Source organism: Synechococcus sp. TAK9802 (assembly GCF_014279535.1).
Classification (GTDB): Bacteria; Cyanobacteriota; Cyanobacteriia; order PCC-6307; family Cyanobiaceae; genus Parasynechococcus.
The window spans coordinates 330702-345505 of record NZ_CP047937.1 but is presented as its reverse complement, the minus strand read 5'-3'; the positions used below and the strand labels follow the sequence as shown (position 1 = coordinate 345505).

Here is a 14804-nt window from a genome sequence, read left to right as displayed (position 1 = left end):
CTTTAGACTGGGTCTCAATGGAGACTCAGTTATGTTTCCGCGCCTCGCCGAACACTATCGATCCGTTGTTGAAGACCTGGTGATGAGCCTGCAGGCCCTCGCCAGCAGCCTTCAAAGCGCAGGCTTCACAGCCACTTGTTATTCCTGTGGCGACGGCCGCGATGGCCATGGCGCTTCGTTTGTGGCCGACATCGGCGATGGCCACATGGTGCGCTTTCTTGTCTCCGACTTCGGCATCAGCTGGGTGGAATCCCGCAACGGCCGAGAACTGGTGAAGCTGGAGGGAGCAGAAGCCATCCAGGAATTGCAGCGGATGGCCGATTTGGCCCAGGAAGGCCAGGTGCACGCCATGCAGACCCTGGCCCAGGCCGCCTGAAATCAGGCCGCCGCCTCTGAAGCCTTGGCCGGAGCGGACTTATCAGCAGCAGCCGTCTTTGCAGCGGCGGCTAGGGGGCGCATCGAATTCGCCTTCACCTCAGAACCTTCTGTCAGCTTCTGACGCACCAACGTTTCGATGGTGGCTGTTGCATCCGGGTTCTCCTCCATCCAGGAGATGGTGTTGTCGCGGCCCTGACCGATGTTGTCTCCCTCGTAGCTGTACCAGGCGCCCTTGCGGACAACAACACCCGTTTCTTCAGCCAGATCCAGCAGACAGCCCAGGGTGCTGATGCCGCGGCCGAAGAGAATGTCGAATTCGGCAATGCGGAAAGGGGGCGCCACCTTGTTCTTCGCCACTTTCACCTTGGCCCTGATGCCGAACTCTTCGGTTCCCTTCTTGAGGGTCTGAATCCGACGGATGTCGAGGCGAACCGAGGCATAGAACTTGAGCGCGTTGCCTCCAGTGGTGGTCTCCGGGTTGCCGTAGGTCACACCAATCTTGAGACGCAGCTGGTTGAGGAAGATGACGGTGCAACCCGACTTGCCGATGTTGCCGGTGATCTTCCGCATCGCCTGGCTCATCAGACGCGCCTGACTGCCAACCGCCAGGTCTCCCATCTCACCTTCGATCTCAGCGCGAGGGGTGAGGGCCGCCACCGAGTCGACAACGACCAGATCCACTGCTGCTGATCGCACCAGTTGATCAACGATCTCCAGCGCCATCTCGCCGGTGTCGGGCTGAGAGACCAGCAGGTTCTCGACGTCAACGCCCAGAGAAGCGGCATAAACGGGATCCAGTGCATGCTCCGCATCCACGAAGGCCGCCACACCACCACGCTTCTGCACTTCTGCAATCGCGTGCAGGGTGAGCGTGGTTTTACCGGAACTTTCCGGGCCGTAGATCTCCACCACACGACCCTTCGGGTAACCACCACCCAAGGCGAGGTCAAGGGTCAGCGCACCGGTGGAAATCGTCTCCACCCGCATGCGGGAGGCATCGCCCAACCGCATGATCGATCCCTTGCCGAAGTTGCGCTCGATCTGACCCAGCACCAGGTTCAGCGCCTTGTCCCTCTCGCCGGAGGAACGGGGATCGGAAGCGCCGGATTTCATATCTGCAGGCATGAGAAGGACCTGAAACTAAGGAACGAGAGATCCAATGCCACAGAAGCGCCGAATCGTCTCAGGTAGTACAAGCGTACCGTAACGAATCAGGGCCATTGCGCCAGGGGGGCCCGAAAACGATCTGGATGGAGCAGGGCAATCCCTGAGGGAAGACCGCTCTGATCCAGGGGGCGAAGATAGCCCCAACTCACCAGAAAACAGGGCAACTTCTCTAACCCTGGGGTTGAGCGCACCGCCTCCAGCGTCGCCCGGCGGTCTTCCACGAAGCCACACAGCCTTCGCTGCTGTTGAAGCTGGAGCAGAACCTGAGGCTTGGCGCCAGCCTCACGGCCATCCAGGCGCCAAGGATGCAGGTCAAGGCTGTTCAGCAGTTCAGCTGTGAAGGCCTGGGTTTTGGTGGTCAGAACAGACCAGTCCACCCCCTCAGCCTCCAACTGCTGCAGCCGCTCCACCAGGCCGGGGAAAGGTCGATGCAGCGCCAACCAAGCCGAACGGCTCTGCCGAACGGCTTGATCCCTGGCGTCATCGAGGGCCGCCTGCAGCTGCTCCGGCCGCCATCCACGCCATTGCAGTGCCGAGGCCTGCGCGTCCCCATAGGACTCCAGCCAAACCTGAAGGTTCAGCACCGGCAGCTCTGCGGCCAGCAGAACCATCTCCCAACCGTGATGCACCCACGGCCGCAGCTGTCGGAAGGCGTCAGGCACCTGATCAGGCGTAAAGCCCTCTGGAGCAGCCTCAAGACGACGACAGGCATGCCAGGCACTCCACCAGTACTCCGCCATGCCATCAACGATGACCCCGTCGAAGTCGAAGACCAGGAGGGGGCGATCATTCATGGACAAAAACTGGGCCGCTAGGATTCGAACCTAGGAATGGCGGGACCAAAACCCGCTGCCTTACCACTTGGCGACGGCCCATTGATCCGTTTGAACCGCGACCTGCGGATCACCGGAGTACACATAGTTACCCACAGCAGCCAACCCTTCGTCAATCCACCGAGCGAACCAACCGACGGCCGATCAGCGGGGGAAAACCCTCAGGCGTGACATTTCAGCCTCACCGAAGACATCACTGCGCAATCGGTAACGGCGCACAAGGTCGGCCTGCATCCGGAGAACACGCTCACTGCGAGGCAGCAACTCCACCGGCCTGCCTTGCGGCATCACCACCTGTTCCACCGCAAGCCGGCATTCCTCGAGAGCAGCCAATTCATCGTCCTGAGACGCCCGATCCGGCGGAGTGACCTCTGCGGCTGTTTCGGTGGCCTGACGGCGCAGAAGACGTGCCATGGCACGGGTCACCTGGGGCAGGGTGTCGGACTTGATCACCAGGATCGGTATCCCCAGATCCCTGACCTGACGGCGCAGTGATGGTTGACGACTGAGGCCCAGCCGAACGCTCAACACCACATCGGCCTCACTCAAGTCCTCCACAACCCGCGCCTTCCAACCGTGGGAACGGATGGCCTCTTCCACAACACGAGATGGAACCCCGCAACAGAGAACCTGCAGATGCTCGGCGCTGGTCTCCTGCGGAGGTGGTTCCTCTGCCGCACTGGCCCCTCGGGCACTGGCTGCAGGCATGGGCACGGGAGCGGAGACCGGCTGATCCGCAAACGACCGCTGGGACGGAGGCCGCAGCAAACCGGAAGCCTGAGGCGGGTCCACCAGCTGAACGCCCCCCTCAGGCGACAGCTCGCGCTCCTGAACCCTTGGCTTCAGGCCCCGGAGCAGTTGATCCACGGTGGCGGCAACGTCGGTGTGCACGGCCCAGCGCTGCCTGCTGTGCATTTCAACCGCCACCGGAAACGTTGGTTCGGCGGCGCGCTCCAACACCGTTTTCTGACTGCGCCGCCGCCGGGCCTCCTCATCCCCGAGGGTGACCGCCTGAATGCCCCCCACCAGATCGCTGAGGGTGGGGTTCTTGATCAGGTTGGCCAAAGCATTGCCGTGGGCTGTGGCGACGAGAACCACACCACGTTCAGCGATGGTGCGCGCGGCCTGCGCCTCCAGCTCCGTGCCGATCTCATCGATCACGATGACTTCGGGCATGTGGTTTTCCACCGCCTCGATCATGGTTTGGTGCTGCAGCTCAGGCCTGGCCACCTGCATGCGGCGGGCCCGACCAATCGCGGGGTGGGGGATGTCGCCATCACCGGCGATCTCATTGCTCGTGTCGATCACAACAACGCGCCGCTCCAGCTCATCGGCAAGCACCCTGGCGATCTCGCGCAACGCCGTTGTCTTGCCAACACCCGGGCGCCCCATCAACAACAAGGACTGCCCTCCATCCAGGAGGTCCCGCACCATGGCAACGGTGCCGAACACGGCTCGGCCCACCCGGCAGGTCAAACCGACCACCTCACCCTGACGGTTGCGAATCGCACTGATCCGGTGAAGCGTTCGTTCAATTCCCGCCCGGTTGTCGCCACCGAACTGACCGAGCCTGGCCACCACAGCCGTTAGATCCTGGCGGGACAAAGGCGTGGAACCCAACGCCAGGGCACGGCCCGGATAACGAGCTTCTGGAACCCGACCCAGATCGAGCACCACCTCGAGCAACTGCTTTCGCGCTTCTTCCGGCCGCAACTGCTCCTGCACGGCATCCGGCAGGAGCTCGAGAAGGCGATCCAGATCGTCGGTGACCCGTTGCGTGCCCATGGGATCTGCGCGTTTCAGCCTTCTAGCAAGAGCGCTGCAGCCATGGCGCAACCAATGGACGCGCGAGGGAGAGGGCACGCTTCCAACCCTCGGGCCATTGCCACAGGGCAAGGCCACGAGTTTGCGCCTCATCCAGCACAGGCATCAGCAAGCGACGGGCCACACCACCAAAGGCGATGCCAGCCGGCAGCTCCGTCGGACGCAAGAACTCCAGCGTTGCGGCGTTGGTACCACCGGCCAGCTGCAGCGGGCCCGGCGGGGCCAGACTTCGCATGGCACGCCAGAGCTGAACTGCAGCCCGCGCTGTGCCAGCCCCCACATCGCCGCTCATCGGACGCCCATCCAGCTGCCAGAGGGGTCTGTAACCGGCTTGCCGCAGGCGGGAGTAGCGACGCCAAAGCAAATCAGCTAACTGATCGACCTTCAAGCCGTGGCCCTCCAAGCCGGAGCTCACAGCCAAGCGCCGCAAGGGAACCTTGTGCTGCTGAAGGCTTTGGATCAGCGTTGCGAAGCCCTCGTCATGCCCAGATGCGGTGTGAATCTCCACAGCATCGGGCTGAATCGATTGGAGCAGGGAGATCACCTGTTCGGGCGCCAAGCGGTGGTCGCGCTCCTCAATCAGCCCATGGGGGCAAGCTGGCAGGCAGCGGCCGCAGCCATAGCAACGCTGCTGGTCGATGCCAGCAGCGGGCGGAATCGCTGACGCCGGACAAATCCTTTCGCAGGGCCGCGGACAGTCCACAGGGCAGCGGCCAGGATCGAACCAGGCCTTGCGGAAGTGAGCATCGATGCCATCGCTGAGGCTCACCATCAGCCAGGGGCGACGCCCTGTTTGCGCCTCAGCCCAGTCCAGGCCGCGACGCGCTGCCAGGGCAACCGCTGGATCGGCCGCCACATCAACGCAATGAACACCAACAGCAGCAAAGACTGCGGTCAGGTCGGCAATGGCCGGCAGATCCTGGTTGCTTGCTCCACAGATCAGCTTGACCCAGCGGCCCTGAACGAGGGCGTCGTCAGGCGTCAGGCCTTCAGATATGTGGTCATCGGTTCCCACGTCAAGCTGCGAGCACCACCCATCTCCACGATGATGCGTAAACGCGGTTCGCGCTTGCAGAGATCGCAGAGCGAAAGAAGTTCGGAGCGCGAGAGCACCTGGCCTTCCAGCAGCCAGAGAGCCACGGGAGCATCACCCTCAAACAGGTCGCCGAGCTGGGGAGCCACCTCCTGCACTTCTCCCACAGCAGCACCACGACCAACACTTTGATGGCCAAGATGGGGCGGACGAATGCCGTGCTTCTGGGTGAGAAACACCTCCGGATCACCAAGACCACGGGCTGATGTCATGCGGGTGTTGTAACCGGCGCTGCGCAGACGTCTCAATAGACGGGTTTCTGCACCGCCTTCAAGCGGAGCCTGCACCGCCAGGCAGCCATTGGCTTCGAGATCACGGCGAAATGCCTGACCGGTGAGAAGCAGAGGCATGGCAGCTACAGGGATTGGAGGAGATTCTGGCAGCAGGCAGAGGGATCAGGGGGGAGGGAAGGTCGGTGGTGTAGTTTCGTTGTTTGTTCTGTGTTTCTGTGCCCGTCCGCTAGCCGGGCCTCCAGTCGGCAGAACAGATTCGACGATTGCGTCGAATCCCCAGGCCAGTACGGAAGCTTTCTTCGGAGATCTCCGTCGGGAAACTGCAACAGCACATCGTGCAGATGCAAGTCCCAGCCTCGCTGAATCGTTCGCTAGCCCATTCGAATCCACTCCTTCGGGAGTTCCGCTTCGAACCACGTCTGCGTCCAATCGATCAGCACCTGACCCCATGCGGTTCTCCGCCTGGTGGTTGTCCACGCTGGCGCTTCCTCCCCATCCATGTCTATCGGCATCCTCGGGAAGAAGCTGGGTATGTCCCAGTTCTTCGACGAGCAGGGCAGAGCTGTTCCGGTCACCTTGATCGAAGCCGGCCCCTGCCGCATCACCCAACTCAAAAACGACGACACTGACGGTTATTCCGCAGTGCAGATCGGCTTTGGCGAAACCCGCGAGAAGCTGATCAACAAGCCCGCCCAGGGTCACCTCAACAAATCCGGTGAGGGCCTTCTGCGTCATCTGCGCGAATACCGCGTCGACAGCGTTGAAGGTCTTGAACTCGGTGGCGCCATCACCGTCGGCGATTTCGAAGCCGGCCAAAAGGTGGACGTCAGCGGTGACACCGTCGGCCGCGGCTTCGCTGGCTACCAGAAGCGCCACGGCTTCAGCCGGGGTCCGATGACCCACGGTTCGAAGAACCACCGCGAGCCCGGTTCGACCGGTGCCGGTACGACCCCGGGCCGCATCTATCCCGGAAAGCGGATGGCCGGTCGCTACGGCGGCAAGAAAATCACCACCCGCGGCCTGACCATCCTCAAGGTGGACAGCGAGCACAACCTGCTGGTGGTGAAGGGATCCGTGCCCGGCAAACCTGGTGCGCTGCTCAACATCCGCCCGGCCTTGCGCGTGGGCGCCAAGCCCGCCAAAGGAGGTAAGTGATGGCCAGTTGTGTCGTTCGTGATTGGCAGGGCAAGGAAGCCGGCAAGGCAACCCTGGACCTGAAGGTGGCCAAAGAGACCACCGCCGTTGACCTGATGCATCGGGCCGTTCTGCGTCAGCAGGCCCATGCACGCCAAGGAACCGCCAGCACCCTCACCCGCTCAGAAGTGCGCGGTGGTGGTCGCAAGCCCTACAAGCAGAAAGGAACTGGTCGGGCCCGTCAGGGATCGATCCGCACTCCTCTGAAACCCGGCGGCGGCATCATCTTTGGACCCAAGCCCCGCACGTATAACCTTGCGATGAACCGCAAGGAGCGTCGTCTGGCCCTGCGCACCGCGCTGATGGCCCGCATTGACGATGTGACCGTCGTGAAGGACTTCGGTGCTTCGCTGGAGGCCCCCAAGACCCGTGAGATCACAGATGCTCTGGGTCGCCTCGGTGTTGCTGCCGGCTCCAAGGTGCTCATCGTTCTGACGAACCCCTCCGATGTTGTGCGCCGTTCCGTGCGCAACCTGGAGAAAGTCAAGTTGATCTCCGCAGATCAGCTGAACGTCTTCGACCTGCTCCACGCCAATGCTCTGGTGCTGGGCGAGGAAGCTCTCGCAACCATCCAGGAGGTCTACGGCGATGACTGAACGTTTCCAAGGACGCCTGGCGGATGTAATCCGTCGTCCCCTGATCACCGAGAAGGCCACCCGCGCCCTCGAAATCAACCAGTACACCTTCGAGGTGGACCACCGCGCCGCAAAGCCCGACATCAAGGCCGCCATTGAGCAGCTCTTCGATGTGAAGGTCACCGGCATCAGCACCATGAATCCCCCGCGACGCTCCCGTCGCATGGGTCGCTTCGCCGGCAAACGTGCCCAGGTGAAGAAAGCCGTGGTGCGCCTGGCGGAGGGCAACTCGATCCAACTCTTCCCTGAGTCCTGAGGGGTCTGAATCGTCATGGCAATCCGTAATTTCCGCCCCTACACCCCCGGTACCCGCACCCGGGTGGTAACTGATTTCAGTGAGATCACCAGCCGCAAGCCGGAGCGGACCCTGGTGGTGGCCAAACACCGCCGCAAGGGCCGCAACAACCGCGGTGTGATCACCTGCCGCCACCGCGGTGGTGGCCACAAGCGCCTCTATCGCGTGGTGGATTTCCGTCGCAACAAGCACGGTGTCCCCGCCAAGGTGGCCGCGATTCACTACGACCCGCATCGCAACGCGCGTCTGGCACTGCTCTTCTACGCCGATGGCGAGAAGCGCTACATCCTTGCTCCTGCAGGAGTTCAGGTAGGCCAGACCGTGGTCTCAGGCCCTGATGCCCCGATCGAAAACGGCAACGCCATGCCGTTGTCCTCGGTGCCCCTCGGTTCGGCGGTTCACTGCGTTGAGCTCTACGCCGGTCGTGGTGGCCAGATGGTCCGTACCGCCGGTGCCAGTGCCCAGGTGATGGCGAAAGAAGGCGACTACGTCGCTCTGAAGCTGCCCTCCACCGAGGTTCGCCTGGTTCGCCGCGAGTGCTACGCCACCCTCGGCGAGGTCGGTAACTCCGAGATGCGCAACACCAGCCTGGGTAAGGCTGGTCGTCGCCGCTGGCTCGGTCGCCGTCCTCAGGTTCGAGGCAGTGTGATGAACCCCTGCGATCACCCCCACGGTGGTGGTGAGGGTCGTGCACCCATCGGCCGTTCCGGCCCGGTGACCCCCTGGGGCAAACCCGCCCTCGGTCTCAAGACCCGCAAGCGGAACAAACCCAGCAACCAATACGTGCTCCGGAAGCGTCGCAAGACCTCCAAACGGAGCCGTGGCGGACGCGATTCCTGATGCAAACCATCACTTATCCGCTTGCTTAAACCGTTATGGGACGTTCACTCAAAAAAGGTCCGTTTATTGCCGACAGCCTGCTTCGCAAGGTTGAAAAGCAGAACGACAACGACGACAAGTCTGTGATCAAGACCTGGTCACGGGCCTCCACGATCCTGCCGATGATGATCGGCCACACGATCGCGGTTCACAACGGCCGCACCCATGTGCCGGTGTTCATCACCGAGCAGATGGTGGGCCACAAGCTGGGAGAGTTCGCTCCCACCCGCACCTTCAAGGGCCACATCAGAGACAAGAAAGGAGGCCGCTAAACCATGACATCGTCAACCCAAACGGCACCCACCGCCCAGGCTCACGGTCGCTTCATCCGAGGCTCCGTGTCAAAGGTGCGCCGTGTGCTCGACCAAATCCGTGGCCGCACCTATCGCGACGCGCTGATCATGCTCGAGTTCATGCCCTACCGCTCCACTGGCCCGATCACCAAGGTGCTCCGGTCTGCGGTGGCCAACGCTGAGCACAACCTCGGTCTCGACCCCTCATCTCTGGTGATCTCGAGCGCGACCGCTGACATGGGCCCCTCCATGAAGCGCTACCGCCCCCGCGCCCAGGGCCGGGCTTACCAGATCAAGAAACAGACCTGCCACATCAGCATTGCTGTGGTGGCTCAGACCGATTCCTGACCCCCGAGGACTCTGACCCAATGGGACACAAAATCAACCCAACCGGTCTGCGCCTGGGGATCACCCAGGAACACCGGTCACGCTGGTACGCCTCCAGCAAGAACTATCCGGCCCTCCTCCAGGAGGACGACCGGATTCGCAAGTTCATCCACAAGAAGTACGGCTCCGCCGGCATCAGTGATGTGCTGATCGCCCGCAAGGCCGATCAACTGGAAGTTGAACTCAAGACCGCACGCCCCGGCGTGCTGGTCGGCCGTCAAGGCAGCGGCATCGAAGAGCTTCGCTCCGGCATTCAGAAGACCATCGGCGACTCCAGTCGTCAGGTGCGGATCAATGTTGTCGAGGTCGAACGCGTCGACGGTGATGCCTTCCTCCTTGCCGAGTACATCGCCCAGCAGCTGGAGAAGCGTGTGGCCTTCCGCCGCACCATCCGCATGGCTGTGCAGCGCGCTCAGCGTGCCGGCGTTCTGGGTCTGAAGATCCAGGTCTCCGGTCGCCTGAACGGTGCTGAGATCGCCCGGACGGAATGGACCCGCGAGGGTCGGGTGCCCCTGCACACCCTGCGGGCCGACATCGACTACGCCACCAAGGTGGCCAGCACGACCTACGGCGTGCTCGGCATCAAGGTTTGGGTGTTCAAGGGCGAAGTGCTGAGCGAACAGGCTCAGCCCATGCCGGTGGGTGCTGCCCCCCGGCGCCGGGCCAGCCGTCGGCCCCAACAGTTCGAAGACCGCTCAAACGAGGGTTGAACAGGAGGCCTGAACCATGCTGAGTCCAAAACGCGTCAAATTCCGTAAGCAGCAGCGAGGCCGCATGCGCGGCGTCGCCACCCGGGGCAACACCATTGCCTTCGGACAATTCGCGCTGCAGGCACAGGAATGTGGCTGGATCACCTCGCGCCAGATCGAGGCCAGCCGTCGTGCCATGACCCGCTACGTCAAGCGTGGCGGGAAAATCTGGATCCGGATCTTCCCCGACAAGCCGGTCACCATGCGCGCTGCCGAAACCCGGATGGGTTCCGGTAAGGGCAACCCAGAATTCTGGGTGGCGGTGATCAAGCCCGGCCGGATCCTGTTCGAGATGGGCGGTGATGAAATCACCCCCGAAATCGCCAAGGAAGCCATGCGCCTCGCGCAATACAAGCTTCCCGTGAAGACCAAGTTCATCCAACTGGATGAGCAGGAGAAGTCAGCTGGTGCCAAGGCTCCGGCAGCTTCTGAAGCCGTCACCGTGGAGTCCTGACCATGGCCCGTCCCAACGCCGCCGATGTGCGCAGCCTGTCCGATTCGGACATCAACGAACAGATCGACGGCCTGCGCCGCGAGCTGTTCCAACTCCGTTTCCAGCAGGCCACGCGCCAGCTCGCTAACACGCACCGTTTCAAAGAGGTCCGCATCAAGCTGGCCCAGCTGCTGACGGTGCAGTCGGAGCGCCAGCGCTCCACCGCCTCCTGATCCCCCACTCCGTAACCATGGCAGTCAAGGAAAGGATCGGCACCGTCGTCAGCGACAAGATGGAAAAAACGGTGGTGGTCGCGGTGGAAAGCCGCTTCCCACACCCCATCTATCAAAAGACGGTCAGCCGTACCACCCGTTACAAGGCTCACGACGAAGACAACACCTGTCGCGTCGGTGACCGCGTTCGCATCACTGAAACCCGTCCGATGAGCCGCCAAAAACGGTGGGCCATCGCTGAGGTTCTCAGCCACAGCCCGAAAGCTGCGGCTGAGGAAGCCAACAAGGCTGAAGCTCAGGAGGTGAAGCAGTGATCCAGCAGGAGTCCTATCTCACCGTTGCCGACAACAGCGGCGCCAAGCGCATTCAGTGCATTCGCGTCCTCGGCACCAACCGTCGCTATGCCCACGTGGGCGACGTGATCGTTGCCGCCGTGAAGGATGCCGCCCCCAACATGGGCGTCAAAAAGTCCGACGTGGTGAAGGCCGTTGTGGTGCGCACCAAAGCCACCATGCGTCGCGAAACCGGAAACTCGATCCGTTTCGACGACAACGCCGCCGTCATCATCAACGACGACAAAAACCCGAAAGGCACCCGCGTCTTCGGACCGGTGGCCCGTGAGCTGCGTGACCGCAGCTTCACCAAAATCGTGTCCCTCGCTCCGGAGGTGATCTGACCATGGCGACTGCAACCACCAAGGCCAAGGCCACCGAGCGCATCAAGATGCGCATCCGCAAGGGTGACACCGTTCAGGTGATCGCCGGCAAGGACAAGGGCAAGACCGGTGCCGTTCTGCGCACCCTGCCCAACGAAAACCGTGTCGTCGTGGAGGGCGTAAACATGCGCACCCGCCATGAAAAGCCCACCCAGGAGGGCGAGACCGGCCGCATCGTGACGGAGGAAGCTTCCCTGCATGCCTCCAACGTGATGCTCTATTCCACCGACAAAAAGGTGGCCAGCCGCGTTGAAATCGTCGTCGAAAAGGACGGCACCAAGAAGCGCCGGCTGAAGAAAACCGGTGAAGTCCTCGACTGATCCCGACTTCTGACCACGCCCAGAAGCACCCCAACCCGTTATGTCACTCAAGAAGCGCTACCGGGAGACCATCCAGCCCAAGCTGCAGAAGGATCTCTCCCTCACCAACATCCATGAAGTCCCCAAGGTGGTGAAAGTCACCGTCAACCGGGGTCTCGGCGAAGCCGCCGCCAATGCCAAGTCCCTCGAGGCTTCGGTGAATGAGCTGGCGCAGATCACCGGCCAGAAGGTCGTTGTGACCCGTGCAAAAAAAGCCATCGCCGGCTTCAAGATTCGGCAGGGCATGCCGATCGGCTGTGCCGTCACCCTCCGTGGTGATCGGATGTATGCCTTCCTCGAGCGCCTGATCAACCTTGCGCTGCCCCGCATCCGCGACTTCCGCGGGGTCAGCCTCAAGAGTTTCGATGGCCGCGGCAATTACACCCTTGGGGTGCGCGAACAGATCATTTTCCCTGAGATCTCCTTCGACAAGATCGATGCGATCCGGGGCATGGACATCACCATCGTGACCACTGCCCGTTCGGACGAAGAGGGCCGGGCCCTCCTCCGCGAGATGGGAATGCCGTTCCAGAGCAACTGAGCCCTCCCCGTCGACACCTATGGCCAACCACGACCCCATTTCCGACATGCTCACCCGCATTCGCAATGCGAGTGAGAAACGTCACGAAACCACCAAGATCCCCGCTTCGCGGATGACCCGCAGCATCGCCAAGGTGCTGCAGCAGGAGGGCTTCATCTCCGAGATCAGCGAGCAGGGTGAAGGCGTTCGCACCGAACTGGTGCTCGCCCTCAAGTACAGCGGCAAGCACAGGCTGCCCACCATCCGCTCCATGCAGCGGGTCAGCAAGCCCGGTCTCCGCATCTACAAGAACACTCGCGGCCTGCCCAAAGTCCTCGGCGGACTGGGCGTGGCGATCATCTCCACCTCCAAAGGTGTGATGAGCGACCGCGACGCCCGTCGTGAGGGCGTCGGTGGCGAAGTGCTCTGTTACGTCTACTGATCCGGAGCTGAACCATGTCACGAATCGGCAAAAACCCTGTTCCCGTCCCTGAAAAGGTCACGGTTTCCCTCGACGGTCTCACCGTCAAGGTGAAAGGACCCAAAGGCGAACTGGAGCGCACCCTTCCTGAAGGCGTCAGCGTCAGCCAGGACAACAACACCATCGTGGTCTCTCCCACGAGCACCAAGCGCATCTCCCGTGAGCGCCACGGCCTGAGCCGCACCCTCGTCGCCAACATGATCGAGGGTGTCAGCAACGGTTACAGCAAAGCCCTGGAGATCGTTGGCGTGGGCTCCCGTGCCCAGGTCAAAGGCAAAACTCTCGTGGTGAGTGCTGGCTACAGCCATCCCGTCGAGATGGAAGCCCCTGAAGGCATCACCTTCAAGGTGGAGAACAACACCAAGGTGATCGTCTCCGGCATCGACAAGGAGCTGGTGGGCAACGAAGCCGCCAAGGTCCGCGCCATCCGTCCGCCCGAGCCCTACAAGGGCAAAGGCATCAAGTACGAGGGCGAGCGCATCCTGCGCAAGGCAGGCAAGTCCGGCAAGAAATAAGCCTTGTCCTGACGTTCCTTCCCTTCACCCACCATGTCCCAACTGTCCCGCAAACAGCAGACGCAAAAACGCCACCGGCGTCTGCGTCGTCACATCACCGGAACCTCAGACCGTCCGCGTCTGGCCGTGTTCCGCTCCAACAACCACATCTACGCCCAGGTCATCGACGACGCGGCCCAGAGCACACTCTGCTCCGCCTCCACCGTTGACAAGGAGCTGCGCGCCGGCCTCAAGGCTCCGGCTGGCAGCTGCGACGCCTCTGTCGCCGTCGGCGAACTGGTCGCCAAGCGCGCCATCGCCAAAGGCATCCAGCAGGTGGTGTTCGACCGCGGCGGAAATCTGTACCACGGCCGGATTAAAGCCCTCGCCGATGCCGCCCGGGAAGCGGGCCTTCAGTTCTGATTCCTGCTCAACCCATGACAGATTCCTCCCCCCAATCCAATCCCAACGCCGTGCCGGGCGCGGCCGACGTTCCAGCGGCAGCCGAAGGGCAGCAGCAACAAGAACAGCGCCGCGGCCGTGGCGACCGTGATGGTCGTCGTGGCGACCGGCGTGGTGGCCGTCGCGGCCAGGAACGCGATTCCGAATGGCAAGAGCGAGTGGTTCAGATCCGCCGCGTCTCCAAGACCGTGAAAGGCGGTAAGAAGATGAGCTTCCGGGCCATCGTGGTTGTCGGCAACGAGAAAGGCCAGGTCGGCGTTGGTGTCGGCAAGGCCGGTGATGTGATTGGTGCCGTCCGCAAGGGTGTTGCCGATGGCAAGAAGCACCTCGTCAAAGTGCCGTTGACCCGTCACAACTCCATTCCGACCCTCTCCAATGGTCGTGATGGTGCTGCCAGCGTGCTCATCCGCCCTGCAGCCCCTGGTACCGGTGTGATCGCTGGCGGTTCCATCCGCACAGTGCTCGAACTCGCCGGCATCAAGAATGTCCTGGCCAAGCGCCTGGGCAGCAAGACCCCCCTGAACAATGCACGGGCTGCCATGGTGGCCCTGTCGCTTCTCCGCACCCACAAGGAGACGGCCAAGGAACGGGGAATCTCCCTCGAACAGATCTATTCCTGATTCGCGATGACTCTCCGACTCGATTCCCTCAAATCCAACAAGGGCGCTCGTCGCCGCAAATTGCGCAAGGGCCGCGGCATCGCCGCTGGTCAGGGTGCCAGCTGCGGCTTCGGTATGCGCGGCCAGAAATCCCGTTCGGGTCGCCCCACGCGCCCCGGCTTTGAGGGTGGCCAAATGCCTCTGTACCGCCGGGTGCCGAAGCTGAAGCACTTCCCCCTGGTGAATCCCAAGTTCTTCACCGTGCTCAACGTTTCTGCGTTGAACGACCTGAAGGACGGCAGCACCGTCAACTTGGATTCCCTGGTCAAGGACGGCATCGTGACCAGCCCCAAGCATCCTCTGAAGATGCTCGGCAACGGTGAACTGAAAGCCAAAAAGCTGACAGTGCAAGCCGCGGCGTTCACCGCCTCGGCCCGCACCAAGATCGAAGCCGCAGGCGGAACCTGCGAAATCCTCGACTAATCAAGGGCTCGTCCCCAAGTCAGCCCTAGGGTCTGAGCCGTCCGCTGGATTTCGATCCACGGGCG

Annotated in this window: 24 protein-coding genes and 1 tRNA gene; 19 read left to right on the top strand and 6 right to left on the bottom strand. The window is 62.3% G+C overall.

Features of this window, described 5'->3' with window-relative positions:
- The first annotated feature begins 31 nt into the window (after window positions 1-31).
- Complete coding sequence (locus tag SynTAK9802_RS01840; protein ID WP_186497015.1) at window positions 32-376, top strand: DUF1815 family protein; 345 nt, start codon at window positions 32-34, stop codon at window positions 374-376.
- A gap of 2 nt (window positions 377-378) precedes the next feature.
- Here SynTAK9802_RS01840 and recA read toward each other — a convergent pair whose 3' ends face one another.
- The 6 genes from recA to SynTAK9802_RS01810 form a co-directional block, all read right to left on the bottom strand.
- Window positions 379-1503 carry a recombinase RecA gene (gene recA, locus SynTAK9802_RS01835; RefSeq protein WP_025362062.1) on the bottom strand — a complete coding sequence of 375 codons (1125 nt, stop codon included), beginning with the start codon at window positions 1501-1503 and terminating at the stop codon, window positions 379-381.
- An 86-nt stretch (window positions 1504-1589) separates the two neighbouring features.
- Complete coding sequence (locus SynTAK9802_RS01830; protein WP_186497014.1) at window positions 1590-2339, bottom strand: HAD family hydrolase; 750 nt, start codon at window positions 2337-2339, stop codon at window positions 1590-1592.
- A 9-nt stretch (window positions 2340-2348) separates the two neighbouring features.
- Window positions 2349-2420, bottom strand: a tRNA-Gln gene (locus SynTAK9802_RS01825).
- Window positions 2421-2522: 102 nt separating this feature from the next.
- Complete coding sequence (locus SynTAK9802_RS01820; RefSeq protein ID WP_186497013.1) at window positions 2523-4163, bottom strand: AAA family ATPase; 1641 nt, start codon at window positions 4161-4163, stop codon at window positions 2523-2525.
- A gap of 22 nt (window positions 4164-4185) precedes the next feature.
- The gene (locus tag SynTAK9802_RS01815; protein WP_186497012.1) at window positions 4186-5217 is read right to left on the bottom strand and encodes an LdpA C-terminal domain-containing domain; all 1032 of its coding nucleotides are present in this window, start codon (window positions 5215-5217) and stop codon (window positions 4186-4188) included.
- On the bottom strand, window positions 5184-5645 hold the full coding sequence (locus SynTAK9802_RS01810; protein ID WP_186497011.1) for an NAD(P)H-quinone oxidoreductase subunit N: 462 nt from the start codon (window positions 5643-5645) through the stop codon (window positions 5184-5186). Before SynTAK9802_RS01810 ends, SynTAK9802_RS01815 begins: the two co-directional genes overlap by 34 nt.
- 381 nt (window positions 5646-6026) lie before the next feature.
- Here SynTAK9802_RS01810 and rplC point away from each other — a divergent pair, with 381 nt between their 5' ends.
- The 18 genes from rplC to rplO are packed head-to-tail and all read left to right on the top strand — an operon-like array spanning window position 6027 to window position 14739.
- Window positions 6027-6683 (top strand): 50S ribosomal protein L3, encoded by a 657-nt coding sequence (rplC, locus tag SynTAK9802_RS01805; protein WP_115010470.1) that lies wholly within the window; start codon window positions 6027-6029, stop codon window positions 6681-6683.
- Window positions 6683-7318: a 50S ribosomal protein L4 gene (gene rplD, locus SynTAK9802_RS01800; RefSeq protein WP_114987276.1), complete on the top strand. Its 636-nt coding sequence runs from the start codon at window positions 6683-6685 to the stop codon at window positions 7316-7318. Before rplC ends, rplD begins: the two co-directional genes overlap by 1 nt.
- On the top strand, window positions 7311-7613 hold the full coding sequence (locus SynTAK9802_RS01795) for a 50S ribosomal protein L23 (RefSeq protein WP_006850625.1): 303 nt from the start codon (window positions 7311-7313) through the stop codon (window positions 7611-7613). The genes rplD and SynTAK9802_RS01795 overlap by 8 nt, the downstream gene beginning before the upstream one ends.
- Before the next feature lie 15 nt (window positions 7614-7628).
- Window positions 7629-8492: a 50S ribosomal protein L2 gene (rplB, locus tag SynTAK9802_RS01790; protein ID WP_006851794.1), complete on the top strand. Its 864-nt coding sequence runs from the start codon at window positions 7629-7631 to the stop codon at window positions 8490-8492.
- 35 nt (window positions 8493-8527) lie between these two features.
- Window positions 8528-8803: a 30S ribosomal protein S19 gene (gene rpsS, locus SynTAK9802_RS01785; RefSeq protein ID WP_006849645.1), complete on the top strand. Its 276-nt coding sequence runs from the start codon at window positions 8528-8530 to the stop codon at window positions 8801-8803.
- A 3-nt stretch (window positions 8804-8806) separates the two neighbouring features.
- On the top strand, window positions 8807-9172 hold the full coding sequence (gene rplV, locus SynTAK9802_RS01780; RefSeq protein WP_186497010.1) for a 50S ribosomal protein L22: 366 nt from the start codon (window positions 8807-8809) through the stop codon (window positions 9170-9172).
- A 20-nt stretch (window positions 9173-9192) separates the two neighbouring features.
- Window positions 9193-9921: a 30S ribosomal protein S3 gene (gene rpsC / locus SynTAK9802_RS01775; protein WP_011363386.1), complete on the top strand. Its 729-nt coding sequence runs from the start codon at window positions 9193-9195 to the stop codon at window positions 9919-9921.
- A gap of 16 nt (window positions 9922-9937) precedes the next feature.
- Complete coding sequence (gene rplP / locus SynTAK9802_RS01770; protein ID WP_006851743.1) at window positions 9938-10414, top strand: 50S ribosomal protein L16; 477 nt, start codon at window positions 9938-9940, stop codon at window positions 10412-10414.
- Between the two features lie 2 nt (window positions 10415-10416).
- Complete coding sequence (rpmC, locus tag SynTAK9802_RS01765) at window positions 10417-10626, top strand: 50S ribosomal protein L29 (RefSeq protein WP_115010469.1); 210 nt, start codon at window positions 10417-10419, stop codon at window positions 10624-10626.
- A 17-nt stretch (window positions 10627-10643) separates the two neighbouring features.
- Window positions 10644-10940 (top strand): 30S ribosomal protein S17, encoded by a 297-nt coding sequence (gene rpsQ, locus SynTAK9802_RS01760; protein WP_006850241.1) that lies wholly within the window; start codon window positions 10644-10646, stop codon window positions 10938-10940.
- Window positions 10937-11302: a 50S ribosomal protein L14 gene (gene rplN, locus SynTAK9802_RS01755; RefSeq protein ID WP_114987269.1), complete on the top strand. Its 366-nt coding sequence runs from the start codon at window positions 10937-10939 to the stop codon at window positions 11300-11302. The genes rpsQ and rplN overlap by 4 nt, the downstream gene beginning before the upstream one ends.
- A 2-nt stretch (window positions 11303-11304) precedes the next feature.
- Window positions 11305-11661, top strand: a complete 357-nt coding sequence (gene rplX / locus SynTAK9802_RS01750; RefSeq protein ID WP_006852039.1) for a 50S ribosomal protein L24 — start codon at window positions 11305-11307, stop codon at window positions 11659-11661.
- Between the two features lie 40 nt (window positions 11662-11701).
- Window positions 11702-12241: a 50S ribosomal protein L5 gene (rplE, locus tag SynTAK9802_RS01745; RefSeq protein WP_186497009.1), complete on the top strand. Its 540-nt coding sequence runs from the start codon at window positions 11702-11704 to the stop codon at window positions 12239-12241.
- A gap of 19 nt (window positions 12242-12260) precedes the next feature.
- A complete protein-coding gene (gene rpsH, locus SynTAK9802_RS01740; protein ID WP_006850769.1) occupies window positions 12261-12662 on the top strand; it encodes a 30S ribosomal protein S8 in 402 nt (133 codons plus the stop codon).
- Window positions 12663-12676: 14 nt separating this feature from the next.
- A complete protein-coding gene (gene rplF / locus SynTAK9802_RS01735) occupies window positions 12677-13216 on the top strand; it encodes a 50S ribosomal protein L6 (RefSeq protein WP_114987267.1) in 540 nt (179 codons plus the stop codon).
- Window positions 13217-13249: 33 nt separating this feature from the next.
- A complete protein-coding gene (rplR, locus tag SynTAK9802_RS01730; RefSeq protein ID WP_114987264.1) occupies window positions 13250-13618 on the top strand; it encodes a 50S ribosomal protein L18 in 369 nt (122 codons plus the stop codon).
- A 14-nt stretch (window positions 13619-13632) separates the two neighbouring features.
- On the top strand, window positions 13633-14277 hold the full coding sequence (rpsE, locus tag SynTAK9802_RS01725; RefSeq protein ID WP_011363379.1) for a 30S ribosomal protein S5: 645 nt from the start codon (window positions 13633-13635) through the stop codon (window positions 14275-14277).
- Window positions 14278-14283: 6 nt separating this feature from the next.
- Window positions 14284-14739 (top strand): 50S ribosomal protein L15, encoded by a 456-nt coding sequence (rplO, locus tag SynTAK9802_RS01720; RefSeq protein ID WP_115010467.1) that lies wholly within the window; start codon window positions 14284-14286, stop codon window positions 14737-14739.
- The last annotated feature ends 65 nt before the right edge of the window (window positions 14740-14804 follow it).

Bases quoted from the DNA above. Each gene is read 5' to 3' on its own strand.
- SynTAK9802_RS01840 (WP_186497015.1), top strand. From the start codon at position 32: ATGTTTCCGCGCCTCGCCGAACACTATCGATCCGTTGTTGAAGACCTG.
- recA (WP_025362062.1), bottom strand. From the start codon at position 1,503: ATGCCTGCAGATATGAAATCCGGCGCTTCCGATCCCCGTTCCTCCGGC.
- SynTAK9802_RS01830 (WP_186497014.1), bottom strand. From the start codon at position 2,339: ATGAATGATCGCCCCCTCCTGGTCTTCGACTTCGACGGGGTCATCGTT.
- SynTAK9802_RS01820 (WP_186497013.1), bottom strand. From the start codon at position 4,163: ATGGGCACGCAACGGGTCACCGACGATCTGGATCGCCTTCTCGAGCTC.
- SynTAK9802_RS01810 (WP_186497011.1), bottom strand. From the start codon at position 5,645: ATGCCTCTGCTTCTCACCGGTCAGGCATTTCGCCGTGATCTCGAAGCC.
- rplC (WP_115010470.1), top strand. From the start codon at position 6,027: ATGTCTATCGGCATCCTCGGGAAGAAGCTGGGTATGTCCCAGTTCTTC.
- rplD (WP_114987276.1), top strand. From the start codon at position 6,683: ATGGCCAGTTGTGTCGTTCGTGATTGGCAGGGCAAGGAAGCCGGCAAG.
- SynTAK9802_RS01795 (WP_006850625.1), top strand. From the start codon at position 7,311: ATGACTGAACGTTTCCAAGGACGCCTGGCGGATGTAATCCGTCGTCCC.
- rplB (WP_006851794.1), top strand. From the start codon at position 7,629: ATGGCAATCCGTAATTTCCGCCCCTACACCCCCGGTACCCGCACCCGG.
- rpsS (WP_006849645.1), top strand. From the start codon at position 8,528: ATGGGACGTTCACTCAAAAAAGGTCCGTTTATTGCCGACAGCCTGCTT.
- rplV (WP_186497010.1), top strand. From the start codon at position 8,807: ATGACATCGTCAACCCAAACGGCACCCACCGCCCAGGCTCACGGTCGC.
- rpsC (WP_011363386.1), top strand. From the start codon at position 9,193: ATGGGACACAAAATCAACCCAACCGGTCTGCGCCTGGGGATCACCCAG.
- rplP (WP_006851743.1), top strand. From the start codon at position 9,938: ATGCTGAGTCCAAAACGCGTCAAATTCCGTAAGCAGCAGCGAGGCCGC.
- rpmC (WP_115010469.1), top strand. From the start codon at position 10,417: ATGGCCCGTCCCAACGCCGCCGATGTGCGCAGCCTGTCCGATTCGGAC.
- rpsQ (WP_006850241.1), top strand. From the start codon at position 10,644: ATGGCAGTCAAGGAAAGGATCGGCACCGTCGTCAGCGACAAGATGGAA.
- rplX (WP_006852039.1), top strand. From the start codon at position 11,305: ATGGCGACTGCAACCACCAAGGCCAAGGCCACCGAGCGCATCAAGATG.
- rplE (WP_186497009.1), top strand. From the start codon at position 11,702: ATGTCACTCAAGAAGCGCTACCGGGAGACCATCCAGCCCAAGCTGCAG.
- rpsH (WP_006850769.1), top strand. From the start codon at position 12,261: ATGGCCAACCACGACCCCATTTCCGACATGCTCACCCGCATTCGCAAT.
- rplF (WP_114987267.1), top strand. From the start codon at position 12,677: ATGTCACGAATCGGCAAAAACCCTGTTCCCGTCCCTGAAAAGGTCACG.
- rplR (WP_114987264.1), top strand. From the start codon at position 13,250: ATGTCCCAACTGTCCCGCAAACAGCAGACGCAAAAACGCCACCGGCGT.
- rpsE (WP_011363379.1), top strand. From the start codon at position 13,633: ATGACAGATTCCTCCCCCCAATCCAATCCCAACGCCGTGCCGGGCGCG.
- rplO (WP_115010467.1), top strand. From the start codon at position 14,284: ATGACTCTCCGACTCGATTCCCTCAAATCCAACAAGGGCGCTCGTCGC.